Here is a 12,074-nt window from a genome sequence, read left to right on the forward strand (position 1 = left end):
GAGCAGTACGTGCAATCGCTGACCCACGAGATGAAAAGCCCGCTTGCGGCGATACGCGGTGCCGCCGAACTGCTGCAGGAGCCGATGGCCGACGCCGACCGTACGCATTTCGCACGCAGCATCGTCGACCAGCAGGAACGGCTGACCGAAACCATCGACAAGCTGCTGGCGCTGGCCGAGGTCGAGCAGCACGGCTGGTTGCAGACCCGTGATCCGATCGCCTTGCCGGTGCTGCTGCAGGAAGCCGCGGCGGCGGCGCAGGTGCGCGCGCAGGCCGCAGGTGTCCAGCTGCATATCGACGAGGTGCCCGACCTGCGCGTGCAGGGCGATGGTTATCTGCTGCGACAGGCGCTGCACAACCTGATCGACAACGCCATTGCGTTCTCGCCACCCGGGGCACAGGTGCAGCTGGATGCCCAACTGGACGGGCAGGGCGTACGCCTGCAGGTTGCCGACCGTGGCGCGGGCATTCCCGATTACGCACGCGAGCGCGTGTTCGAGCGCTTCTATTCGCTGGCCCGACCCGGCACTGGCCGCCGCAGTTCCGGCCTCGGCCTGCCCTTCGTGCAGGAAGTCGTGCGCCTGCATGACGGCCGCGCCAGCCTGCAGCCGCGCGAAGGCGGCGGCACCGTGGCCAGCCTGTGGCTGCCGCTGGCGATACCGGGCCAGCGTCTGCGGCGCTGACTTCACACCCGCTTCAAATTCGCCACAAACCCTGCTCACCGCAGCCGTCCATCCTGCAGTCCTCTCCAACGAGGACGGACGATGAAATCCCTGAAGATGCTGCTGCGGTTCGCCATTGTCGGCGGCCTGATCCTGCTGCTGCTGATCCCGCTGTTCCTGATCCGCAGCGTCATCACCGAGCGCAGCGCCTATCGCGAAGAGGCCTACTCGCGGGTGGCCGAAAGCCGTGCCGGTACCCAGCGCGTGGTCGGGCCGGTGCGCGTGGTGCCATGGTCCAAGCGCGAGCAGGTGGAAGTGGTCGATGCGCAGGGCAACAAGAAGACGGAGCTGCAGACCACCCAGGGTTACTGGTTGCAGCCGCCGGCCACCCTGCAGATCAGTGGCGAGCTGCTGCCCAGCCAGCGCTCGGTCGGCCTGTTCAAGGTGCCGGTATACAGCTGGAATGGCCAGCTCAAGGCGACCTTCAGCGAGGACGACTACCCGGAGCACGATGGCATGACCTATGGCGACGCCTACATTGCGCTGGGCGTGTCCGATGCGCGTGGCCTGGTCGGTACGCCGAACCTGCGGGTTGATGGGCAGCAGGTCAAGCTGCTGCCGGGCGTGGCCGGCGCATCCGCACTGGGCCGTGGGCTGCATGCACCGATTGCCGGCATTGCCCGCACCGGAGGCACCTTGGCGGCCAGCAGCGTGGAACTGGAACTGCAGCTCGATGGCAGCCGCTCGCTGTCGGTGGTGCCGGTGGGCGATGACAACCAGATCGCGCTGCGGTCCAGCTGGCCGCACCCGTCGTTTGCCGGTGCATTCCTGCCGAACGAGCGGCGTGTGGATGCGCAGGGCTTCGATGCACGTTGGGCCGTGTCCTCGCTGGCATCGGACGCACAGCAGCGACTGCGCGAGGGCGATGACCTGGATGCGCAGGCGGTGCAGGTTTCGCTGGTCGACCCGGTCGATACCTATACCCAGGCCGACCGCGCTTCCAAGTACGGCGTGCTGTTCGTGGTGCTGACGTTCGTTGGTTTCATCCTGTTCGAACTGATCAAGTCGCTGCGCATCCACCCGCTGCAGTACCTGATGGTCGGCCTGGCGCTGGCGATCTTCTTCCTGCTGCTGATCAGCCTGTCCGAGCACATCGCCTTCTGGCAGGCCTACCTGGTTTCCGCGCTGGCCTGCATCAGCCTGCAGGCGGTGTACCTGGCCAATGTGCTGGGTCACTGGAAGCGGGGCCTGGGCTTCGCCGCAATGCTGACGGTGCTGTACGGCGCGCTGTATGGGCTGCTGGTCTCGGAAAACAATGCACTGCTGATGGGGTCGCTGCTGCTGTTCGTGATCCTCGCGCTGGCGATGTGGGTGACCCGTCGGGTTGACTGGTACGCCCTGGCCGAGCAGAAGTAAGGAGCACGCCATGGGCTGGCGCCAAGGATTGCAGCAACGGGCACGACAGGGCATTCCCGCGCTGTTGGAGGTGGATGCACTGCTGCAGGCCCATGGGGTACTGGCGGCCTTGCCGGGGGCACGGATCGCGCCCGGCCTGGTCCGCTTCCAGCTGGCCGCCGTCACCTGCGAAGGATTGCACCGGCGCGGGCTGGACTGGTTGCGGGAGGCGCGGCACGGACGCGGCGCGCTCGCCGGCAAGGTGCCCCGTTACCGGCCATGGAAGGCCGGGGCGGCGGCATTGTCGGAGATCGGCATCGACGGGTTGCCGGCAGACTGGCCGGAACATGCGGCGGTGTTTGGTTGCAGCAGCATCGACCAGCGGCACTGGCTGCTGCTGTTGCCCGAACGCGCGCAGCTGTGGCTGGGGTGGAAGGGGTGACAGCGGAAGGCCCATCCACGCATGGCGTGGATCTACGGGGCCTCTGGTGGGCGGACCTTGGTCCGCACCGCTCTTCGGTGGGAAGGCCCATCCACGCGTGGCGTGGATCTACCAGATGCCCATGACCGATGGGACGGGGGCCGGGGCCCCCGGCTGGCTAGACTCGACCGGATGATGATCGAGCCGAAGGGCAGGGGTGCGGCGTGTTGACGTGGAGCGGGCTGAAGTGGGGCGTGCTGGCAGTAGCGCTGGCGATGGGTGGCAATGCGGTGGCGCAGCAGCGCGAGCCGGTGGACTTGGACATGGTCGGCAAGATCCGCCAGCAGGCGTTCCACAAGTCGCAGGTGATGGATACCTTCAGCTACCTCACCGAACGCATCGGGCCGCGCCTGACCAATTCGCCGGCGATGGGGCGTGCCAACGCCTGGACCCGCGGCAAGTTCAGCGAATGGAAGCTGGACAATGTCCATGACGAAGCCTTCGACGAATTCGGCCGTGGCTGGGAATTCACCTCGGCCAGCGTGGAGATGCTGGGCGATCGCGTGCAGCCACTGCATGCGCTGCCCAAGGCGTGGACGCCGGGCACCAACGGCCCGGTCGAGGGCGACCTGCTGCAGGTGGACATCAAGAAGCCCGAGGACATCGAGAAATATCGCGGCAAGCTGCGTGGAAAGATCCTGCTGCTGGGCGAGGCACGCGAATACAAGCGCGGCACCGACGCCGATTCGCACCGGCACGACGCCACCTCGCTGGAAGGCCTGCAGGAATTCACCCTGCCCAAGGACAAGGACGTGGCCGCCGACCGCGCCAAGCGGGTCAAGGAATACCAGGAGAAGCAGGCGCTGGCGGCGAAGGTCAACGCATTCTTCGTTGAAGAAGGCGCGCTGGCCTCGATCAGCATCAGCAGTTGGGACAACGGCATCATCCGCGTGGCCGGTGGCGGCTCGCGCAAGGCCGGCGAAGCGGTCGGCATTCCCGAACTGGCGATGATCGCCGAGCACTTCAATCCGCTGGTACGCGCGCTGGAAGCCAAGCAGAGCGTGCGCCTGCGCGTGGATGTGGCCGCACGCTTCACCGACGAGGCCGACCAGCCCGGCTACAACACCCTGGCCGAGATCCGTGGCAGCAGCAGGCCGGACGAGGTGGTGATGATCGGCGCGCACCTGGATTCCTGGCACAGCGGCACCGGCGCGGCCGACAACGCCGCCGGCGTGGCGGTGATGATGGAGGCCATGCGCATCCTCAAGGCCAGCGGCGCCAAGCCCAAGCGCACCATCCGGGTTGCGCTGTGGAGTGGCGAGGAACAGGGACTGATCGGTTCGCAGGCCTACGTGGCCAAGCACTTCGGTCGATTCCCCGAGCCCACCGACCCGGCGCAGAAAGCGCTGCCGGCCTCGCTGCGCGAACCGACCGGTGCCCTGCAGAAGACCCGCGACTACGGCAAGTTCCAGGTCTACTTCAACATGGACAACGGCTCGGGCCGCTTCCGTGGCATCTACGCACAGGAAAACCTGGCGGCGATGCCGATCTTCGAAGCCTGGCTCGCCCCGTTCCATGACGTGGGTGCAACCACCGTGGCCACCCGCAACACCGGCAGCACCGACCACATCAGCTTCGATCGCATCGGCCTGCCGGGCTTCCAGTTCATCCAGGACAAGCTGGACTATTTCAGCAACGTCCACCACAGCCACCTGGACACCTGGGACCACGCCGAACCGGAAGACCTGAAGCAGGCCGCCGCCATCGTCGCCTCCTTCGCCTACCACGCCGCCATGCGCGAGCAGCCGTTCCCGCGCAAGCCCGAGCCCTGAAAAGGGGACGGAGGGGATCAAGTCGTATTTCCCCTCCGTTGCATCGGCGTTCTCCCGGAAGCGCGGCAATAGCGACTTGACCCCCTCCGCCCCCTTTTTCCGCAGGGGGCGGAGGGCTGGTAAAATCGGGGGATACCCGTTCCTCGAGCCCTCCATGACCTGCCGCACCCGCTTCGCCCCCAGTCCCACCGGCTACCTGCATATCGGTGGCGCCCGCACCGCGCTGTACTGCTGGCTGGAGGCCCGCCATCGTGGCGGCGAGTTCGTGCTGCGCATCGAGGACACCGACCGTGAACGCAGCACCCAGGGCGCGATCGATGCGATCCTGGAGGCGATGGAGTGGCTGGGCCTGGACTACGACGAAGGCCCGTTCTACCAGACCGAGCGCGTCGCCCGGTACAAGGAAGTGGCCGAGCAGCTGATCGCCGACGGCAAGGCGTACTACGCCTACGAGACCCGCGAAGAGCTGGACGCCATGCGCGAGGCCGCGATGGCCAGGCAGGAAAAGCCGCGTTACAACGGCGCTGCCCGCGAGCAGGCCCTGCCGTACAGGGACGACCCGAACCGCGTCATCCGCTTCAAGAACCCGCTTGAAGGCACGGTGGTGTTCGATGATCTGATCAAGGGCCGCATCGAGATCGCCAACAGCGAGCTGGATGACATGGTCATCTTCCGGCCGGACGGCTACCCCACCTACAACTTCGCGGTGGTGGTGGACGACTGGGACATGAAGATCTCCGAAGTCATCCGTGGCGACGACCACATCAACAACACCCCGCGCCAGATCAACCTGTACGAAGGCATCGGCGCACCGGTGCCGAAGTTCGGCCACATGCCGATGATCCTGGACGAGCAGGGCGCCAAGCTGTCCAAGCGCACCGGCGCGGCCGACGTGATGCAGTACAAGGACGCCGGCTACCTGCCTGATGCACTGCTGAGCTACCTGGCCCGGCTGGGCTGGTCGCACGGTGACCAGGAACTGTTCAGCCGCCAGGAACTGATCGACCTGTTCGATGTGAAGGACTGCAATTCCAAGGCCTCGCGCCTGGACATGGCCAAGCTGGGCTGGGTCAACCAGCACTTCCTGAAGACCGAGGAGCCGGCCGCGATCGTGCCGCACCTGGTCTACCAGCTGCAGAAGCTGGGCCTGGATGTGGCCGCTGGCCCGGCGCCGGTGGACGTGGTGATCGCCCTCCGCGAGCGCGTGCAGACCCTGAAGGAAATGGCCGAGAAGGCCGTGGTCTGGTACCAGCCGCTGAACGAATACGATGAAGCGGCCGTGGCCAAGCACTTCAAGGTCGGTGCGGAACTGCCGCTGGGCAAGGCCCGCGAGCTGCTGGCGGCCCTGCCGGAGTGGACCGCCGAAGCCGTTGGCGTGGCCCTGCACGATGCAGCCGCCGCGCTGGAAATGGGCATGGGCAAGGTCGCCCAGCCGCTGCGCGTGGCCATCACCGGCACCCAGGTCAGCCCTGACATTTCCCATACCGTGTACCTGGCCGGCCGCGAGCAGGCCTTGAAACGCATCGATGTGGCCATCACCAAGGTAGCAACGGCCTGAGCCCTGCGGCCCACGCCCGAACTGGAGAACGCGCATGTCCGCCAAAACCGCCTGTACGGCCCCGCACCACCATGTCCACGACGCTTCTGATTTCGTGGCGGTGGTCGAGCGTGTCTCGCGCGAGCGCGGGCTGCGCCTTACCCCCATCCGCGCCAACGTGCTCAAGCTGATCGCCGAGGCCGGCAAGCCGGTCAAGGCCTACGAGCTGCTGGAGTGGGTGCGCAACGGCAAGGGTGTGGGTGCTGACGCCCCGCCCACCGTGTACCGCGCGCTCGACTTCCTCATGGCCAATGGCTTCGTGCACAAGCTGGAATCGGTCAATGCCTTCGTGGCCTGCCACCACCCCAGCAGTGCGGCCCATTCGGTGCCGTTCCTGATCTGCAACAGCTGCCACAGCGCGGTGGAACTGGAAGACCGCGAGATCGTGACCCAGCTGGAAAAGCGGGCCAAGGAGCTCGGCTTCCAACCGCAGGCACAGACATTGGAAGTACACGGACTCTGCGCCCGCTGCGCAGGTTGATGCGAGGGTAGGGCCGGCCGCTGGTCGGCTTCCTCGGGATTGGGGTCAGATCCCTTTGCCAGTGGCAAAGGATCTGACCCCATTTCACAACAATGCAGCCGAGCATGGAGCATGGCTCGACTCCACCGGGCCGGCGCCCTAGTCCATCGGCTTGGTCGCGGTATCCACCCGCACGATCACCGACATGCCCGGCCGCAACCGCGCCGCCAGTTCCTGGTCCCCGTTGATCGAGATACGCACCGGCAGCCGCTGCACCACCTTGGTGAAATTGCCGCTGGCATTGTCCGGGCGCAGCACGCTGAACTCCGATCCGGTGGCCGGCGCGATCTGCTCCACCCGTCCGCGCAGCACCTGGCCCTGGAACGCATCCACCGAGAACGAGGCGGGCTGCCCGATCTTCATCTGCCAGGTCTGGCCTTCCTTGTAGTTGGCCACCACCCACAATGCGTCGGGCACCAGGAACAGCAGCTGCGAACCGGCGGCTACGTACTGTCCCACGCGCACGCTGGCTTCGCTGATCTGCCCGTCGCGCGGCGCATGGATCACCGTATTGGCCAGGTCGATGCGGGCCAGCTCAAGCTGTGCCTGCGCACTTTCCACCTGCGCTTCCAGGCTCTTGCGCGAGACCTGGGTCGAGACCAGGGTTTCTTCGGCGATGCGGATCTGCGCCTGCGACTGCTGCACGCTGGCCTGCGCCGAGGCCTGGCTGGTGCGGAACTTGTCGCGGTCGTTGATCGACACCAGCTGCTGCGCCGCCAGTTCCTCGTAGCGCTTGGCCTCGTTGCGCGAGCGCTGCAGCTCGGCCTGGCCGGCCGACAGCGTGGCCTGCGCTGCAGCGATCTGCGCGCGGTTCTGCGCCTGCGACTGGTCCGAATTGGCCAGGGCCGCGCGCGCGCTGTCCAGCGTGGCCTGCGCCTGCGCCACCCGCTGCGCGTAGATGCGGTCGTCGATGCGCAGCAGCGGCTCGCCCTGCTTCACGTGCTGGAAGTCCTTCACCAGCACGTCGGTCACGTAGCCGTTCACCTGCGGCGCCATCACCGTGATCTGCCCGCGCACGTAGGCGTTGTCGGTCACCATCACGCTGCTGGTGAACGGCCACAGGTGCCAGGCGCGCAGGATCAGCGCGATGCCCAGCAGGGCCACCACCACCATCACCACCACGCTGCGCGAACTCGGCTTGAGGTACTTCGGCGCGGCGGCGGGCGCGGCAGGCGTCGCCGCCGGTGCCGCATCGGTGGGCGGCGGCGGGGTGACGTTCTCGGCAGCGTCGGTGTCGTCTGGACGGGGCGGGACGGGAGGCATGGCGGTGGACTCAGCGCGGTGCCGCGGTCGCAGCCGCAGCGGGGGAGGAAGGATGGCGCTTGCGCCATTGTTTGCGTACGGCGGTACGCAGCGACAGCAGCAGCAACCAGCACAGGAAACCGATTGCCAGCCAGCCGCTCAGGGTGAATACATCGTTGAAGCCTCGCACGTTGGCTTCGCGGCGGGTGGTCTGCGCCAGCTGCGCGCTGCCCTGGGCACTGCGCAGCACCGGGTCGGTGATCTGCGCTGCGTACAGCTGCTGCTGGATGCGCAGGCGCTGTGCCACCACCGGGTCGGCTGGATCAAGCTGGCTGGTCAGCGCGCTGGAATACAGCTGCTCGCGATGCAGCTGGAATGTTCCCAGCACGGCCGAGCCGGCCAGTCCGCCCAGCGTCTGCGTGATCGACAATGTCACCAGGAAGGTGATCATGTGGTCCACGCCTTGTTTCAACGCGGCGGAAATGCCGAGCATGATCAGCGGGCCCATGAACATGCCGGCGCCCACCGACGCCAGGAACTGGCTGATGTAGAAGTCGTGCGGGCGATCCAGGCTGGTGCGGTGCTGGTCGAAGAACGCGGCGGCACCCAGCAGCAGGATCGCCATCAGCAACTGCGCAATCAGGCGCTTCGGGCCGAAGGTCAGTGACGCACCGGCGATGCCGGTGACCACCCCGGCCAGGATCACTACGAACAGCGGCCGCATCTGGTCCGGCCCCATGCCCAGGGTGCGCATCAGGTTGACCACGCCGTAGGACTGTTCAGTGGTCAGGAAGCGGATCAGGAAGGCGCCGACGATGAAGTGCATCACCGGCAGGGTCGACAGCCAACGGATCTGCAGCAGCGGGTTGCGCCGGTAGTGTTCGATGATCAGTGCGGTGGTGGTCAGCACGATGGAGGCGATCAGCGCCCAGCCCAGCCACGGCGTGTTCAACCACCAGCGCGTGTAGCCCTGGGCCAGCACCACCACCAGCAGGGCGACGGCAGGCGCGAGCAGGGCGAAGGTGAGGAAATCCAGCGGTTCGAAGGCCTTGACCTGGATGCCCGGCGGCAGCTTCAGCACGACCACGGCGGCAAACGCGCACAGCGCCAGCCCCGCTTCGAACGAATACAGCTGGTGCCATTGGCCGGTATCGACCAGGCCGGGCGAGACGATCCAGGCAATCGGCACCGCCAGCTGCGACAGGCCGACGCCGATCACCAGCAGGTTGCCGGTGAATCGCCGTGGCAGCGCCTGCAGCATGTACAGCGTCCCCAGCGTCGAGCAGGCCGCGCCGGCGAAACCGCTGGCGGCGCGGGTCAGCATGGTGGTCTCGAAACTGCCGACGAACAGGTGCAGCACCGCCAGCGCCGCGTACAGCCCCAGGCCGATCTCGGCAAACAGGCGGATGCCGTATTGCTGGCGGAACTTGAAGGCCAGCAGGTTGGCGGTCACGTTGACCATGGCGTAGGCAGCCACCAGCCAGCTGCCCTGAGTGGGAGTGAGTGCCAGTTGCCCCTGCAGGAAGGGCAGGTTGGCCGTTACCAGCGCGTTGCCAAGGCCACCGGTGACGGCCACCAGCAACGACACCAGTGCATAGGCTGCACGCCGATAGGGCGGGTGCCAGGGCATCGATGCCGAACCGGGCATGGTCGGCTTCTCGTGCTCCTCCCAATCCGGAACCGGCTTGAGGTACGGCTGCACCATCAGCGTTCCCCGTTGGCTGCTCCCTGGAGTCCCCCGCGCAGCAGCTGCAGGGCACGCCCGGCCAGCTGGGCGCGCTCATCGCGGGTCTTGCCGCGCAGGGCCGCCCCCAGCATGCCCGAGATCAGTGAAATATCCGTCTTCTCCAGGTCGGGCCGGCACAGGCCAGCGGCCTTGGCGCGGGCGATGGGGGCTTCCAGCAGGTCGCGCACGGTCTCGCGTGCGGTGCGCATGGCCGGCACGTCCGAATCGACCGCGCGCCAGTAATCGGCCAGTGCCGGCGAATCGACGATGCGCTGGGCCATACCCTCGAACACTTCGAACAGGGCGTCGTCGCGGTCGCCAAGCTGCTCGACCTGGCGGCGGATGCGGTCGACCGTGCGCTGCAGCAGCGCCTGGATCAGCGCGGTGCGGTCAGGAAAATTCCGATACAGGGTGGCGCGGCCGACTTCGGCACGCTCGACCACCAGGTCCAGCGGCGCGGTAACRCCGTGTTGGCCGAACACATGGTCGGCAGCATCGAGGATGAGGGCTCGGCGGGCAGCGGCATCGGCGCGTTGGGTGGTCATGGCTTCATTTTCGGACACAAATGTCCGGATGGCGAGAGACGAATGGCGACGGGATTGTCCGCTTGTTGTCGTACGCACATCTTTGTGACGGATGCGTGAGGGTCGATCGAGGTCATCAAAAAAGACGGGGGGCCAACCTGGCCCCCCGGGAGAGAACGACAGCATGCCGCCGTCAAAGTCAGTAAATCCACACCACGCGCGGATGCACTTCAGTAGATCCACGCCATGCGTGGATGCCTCATCAGAAGAACGCGCGGATCCCGAAGGCGACACCACGACCCGGCAGCGGCGAGTAATCCTTCAGCAGCGAGGTATGCGGACGCACTTCGCGGTTGGTCAGGTTGCTGCCATCCAGGAACAACTCGTAGCTGTTGCTGTCGCTGCGGTCCCAGCGGTAGGCCAGGTGCGCATCGACCAGGGTGTAGCCGTTGCTCGGCTCCTCGTTCTGCGCAACGTCCTTCTGCCGGCTGTAACGCACCGCGCCCACCGAGGCACGCCAGCCATCCTTCGCCCAGCGCAGGTCGGCGCCGACACGGGCCGGGGCGATGCGCGGCAGGTAACCGGTGTTGGCCAGTTCCACGCTGTAGTTGTGGTTGTGGTCGCCGTGCGGCACGGCGATGTCGAGGGTGCGGCTGCCGTTGCCGTCCAGCTTGGCCTGTACGTAGTCGCCGAACACGCGCAGGTCCCAATCGCCGGCGCCGCCTTCGAACAGGTGCACCAGCGCTTCGGCCTCGGCGCCCTTGAACACCGCGTCCTGCTGGGTCCAGCTGCGCACCGGCAGGCTTTCGGTGATGCCGGTGTCGGCCAGGTAGATGAAGTCCTTGAACCTGGTCTGGTAGATCGCGGCAGAGAAGTCCAGGCGCTCGCTGTGGGTGTGGATGCCCAGTTCAATGCGTTGGCCGCGCTCGGTCTTCAGGTTGGCATCACCGATTTCCAGCGAACGGGTGGCGATGTGCGCACCCGCGGCGTACAGCTCCTCATTGGTCGGTGCACGCTCGGAGCTGTCCACGCCGATGCGCAGGTCGACCGCATCGTTGAGCTTCCAGATACCGGCGGCCGACAGGTTGGTCGCGTCGAACTTGCGGCGGCGGTAATCGCCGGTGGGGTCCAGCTTGACCTGGTCGTGGCGACCGCCCAGTTCCAGCTTGAACGGGCCGAACTGCTTTTCCTGCAGAACGAACAGGCCGATGTTCTTGGTTCCGGTATCGGGCACGAACGCTTCTTCGCCCTTGGCGCCGAAATCGCTGTTGCCGAACTGCAGGCCGAAGGCGCCGTCCCAGCCGCCGATCTGCTGCTGCACCGCTTCCAGGCGGCCTTCGATGCCGCGGTTGGTGAAGCGGGTGGACGGCGTGCCGGCTTCCAGCTCCACGTGTTCGTAGTCGGTGTAGGCCACGCGCGCGTTGACGTTCTTCAGGAACGATACCGGGTTGTAGGTGCCGGCCTTGGTCTCGAAGCGGTTCTGCACCATGTCGATGCGCACGTCGTGCTCTTCACCTTCCTCCTCCTCGCCATGGTCGTGGTCGTGACCATGGTCGTGGCCATCGCCGTCAGCATGCACGTGGGCGCCGTTGGGGATGCCGTAGTTGGTGCGGTAGGTGCTGGCCGAGGCGCCGAAGTAGCCGCCTTCGCCCAGCCAGGTGGCGCCGACGCCACCGGCGCGAGTGCGGATGGAACTGTTGTCCAGGCGGCCGCGACGCGGCTCTTCACCTTCCTCGCCCGCGTGGTCGTGGTCATCGTGGTGGTCTTCCAGGCCGTCGATCACCGCGTAGCCGGGAATGCGGAAATCATCGCCATTGCGCACCAGGCCATCCACGTGCAGCACGACATTGCCGCTCACGCCGTCCAGGCGGAACATGCCGCTGCGTTCGTCGTTGACCGAATTGCCACGCAGCTCGGCGCGGCCGCTGAGCGGACGGTCCGGCAGTTCGCGCGCAATGCGTCCATCGACCACGTTCACCGCGCCGCCGATCGCGCCGCTGCCGAACAGCAGCGTCGCAGGGCCTTTCAGTACTTCGATCTGGTCGGCCAGGAACGGCTCGATGCTGGTGGCATGGTCGGCGCTGACGGTAGAGGCGTCCATGTTGCCCATGCCGTTGGACAGCACGGCCACGCGCGGGCCTTCCTGGCCACGGA

General features: G+C 66.6%; 10 protein-coding genes. 6 read left to right on the forward strand and 4 right to left on the reverse strand.

Annotated elements, in window-relative coordinates; all coding sequences use genetic code 11:
- From AB4Y84_RS03715 to AB4Y84_RS03740, 6 genes are all read left to right on the forward strand, one after another.
- Positions 1-684: ATP-binding protein (locus tag AB4Y84_RS03715; protein WP_442249785.1), on the forward strand; the 684-nt coding region annotated here is incomplete at its 5' end.
- Between the two features lie 81 nt (positions 685-765).
- The gene (creD, locus tag AB4Y84_RS03720; protein ID WP_312110418.1) at positions 766-2,079 is read left to right on the forward strand and encodes a cell envelope integrity protein CreD; all 1,314 of its coding nucleotides are present in this window, start codon (positions 766-768) and stop codon (positions 2,077-2,079) included.
- Between the two features lie 10 nt (positions 2,080-2,089).
- Entirely contained in the window at positions 2,090-2,500 is a 411-nt protein-coding gene (locus AB4Y84_RS03725) for a hypothetical protein (protein WP_442243777.1), read from the forward strand.
- Positions 2,501-2,754: 254 nt separating this feature from the next.
- On the forward strand, positions 2,755-4,311 hold the full coding sequence (locus tag AB4Y84_RS03730; RefSeq protein ID WP_051562478.1) for a M28 family metallopeptidase: 1,557 nt from the start codon (positions 2,755-2,757) through the stop codon (positions 4,309-4,311).
- A gap of 154 nt (positions 4,312-4,465) precedes the next feature.
- Positions 4,466-5,869 (forward strand): glutamate--tRNA ligase, encoded by a 1,404-nt coding sequence (gene gltX, locus AB4Y84_RS03735; protein ID WP_442243776.1) that lies wholly within the window; start codon positions 4,466-4,468, stop codon positions 5,867-5,869.
- Positions 5,870-5,903: 34 nt separating this feature from the next.
- The gene (locus AB4Y84_RS03740) at positions 5,904-6,389 is read left to right on the forward strand and encodes a Fur family transcriptional regulator (protein ID WP_025879333.1); all 486 of its coding nucleotides are present in this window, start codon (positions 5,904-5,906) and stop codon (positions 6,387-6,389) included.
- A 138-nt stretch (positions 6,390-6,527) separates the two neighbouring features.
- On the opposite strand, the gene AB4Y84_RS03745 is transcribed toward AB4Y84_RS03740, so the two are convergent.
- From AB4Y84_RS03745 to AB4Y84_RS03760, 4 genes are all read right to left on the reverse strand, one after another.
- The gene (locus tag AB4Y84_RS03745; protein ID WP_059063548.1) at positions 6,528-7,691 is read right to left on the reverse strand and encodes an HlyD family secretion protein; all 1,164 of its coding nucleotides are present in this window, start codon (positions 7,689-7,691) and stop codon (positions 6,528-6,530) included.
- A gap of 10 nt (positions 7,692-7,701) precedes the next feature.
- Positions 7,702-9,375 carry an MFS transporter gene (locus tag AB4Y84_RS03750; RefSeq protein ID WP_442243775.1) on the reverse strand — a complete coding sequence of 558 codons (1,674 nt, stop codon included), beginning with the start codon at positions 9,373-9,375 and terminating at the stop codon, positions 7,702-7,704.
- Positions 9,375-9,941: a TetR/AcrR family transcriptional regulator gene (locus AB4Y84_RS03755; protein ID WP_223494609.1), complete on the reverse strand. Its 567-nt coding sequence runs from the start codon at positions 9,939-9,941 to the stop codon at positions 9,375-9,377. Before AB4Y84_RS03755 ends, AB4Y84_RS03750 begins: the two co-directional genes overlap by 1 nt.
- Positions 9,942-10,182: 241 nt before the next feature.
- Positions 10,183-12,074, reverse strand: a 1,892-nt coding sequence (locus AB4Y84_RS03760) for a TonB-dependent receptor (RefSeq protein ID WP_442249786.1), incomplete at its 5' end; no start/stop codon positions are given.

It is taken from the genome of Stenotrophomonas sp. 2YAF22, assembly GCF_052114665.1.
Classification (GTDB): Bacteria; Pseudomonadota; Gammaproteobacteria; order Xanthomonadales; family Xanthomonadaceae; genus Stenotrophomonas; species Stenotrophomonas indicatrix.

Coding starts and splice junctions, on each gene's coding strand:
- AB4Y84_RS03740 (WP_025879333.1), top strand. CDS start 5,904: ATGTCCGCCAAAACCGCCTGTACGGCCCCGCACCACCATGTCCACGAC.
- gltX (WP_442243776.1), top strand. CDS start 4,466: ATGACCTGCCGCACCCGCTTCGCCCCCAGTCCCACCGGCTACCTGCAT.
- AB4Y84_RS03730 (WP_051562478.1), top strand. CDS start 2,755: ATGGGTGGCAATGCGGTGGCGCAGCAGCGCGAGCCGGTGGACTTGGAC.
- AB4Y84_RS03745 (WP_059063548.1), bottom strand. CDS start 7,691: ATGCCTCCCGTCCCGCCCCGTCCAGACGACACCGACGCTGCCGAGAAC.
- AB4Y84_RS03750 (WP_442243775.1), bottom strand. CDS start 9,375: ATGGTGCAGCCGTACCTCAAGCCGGTTCCGGATTGGGAGGAGCACGAG.
- AB4Y84_RS03725 (WP_442243777.1), top strand. CDS start 2,090: ATGGGCTGGCGCCAAGGATTGCAGCAACGGGCACGACAGGGCATTCCC.
- creD (WP_312110418.1), top strand. CDS start 766: ATGAAATCCCTGAAGATGCTGCTGCGGTTCGCCATTGTCGGCGGCCTG.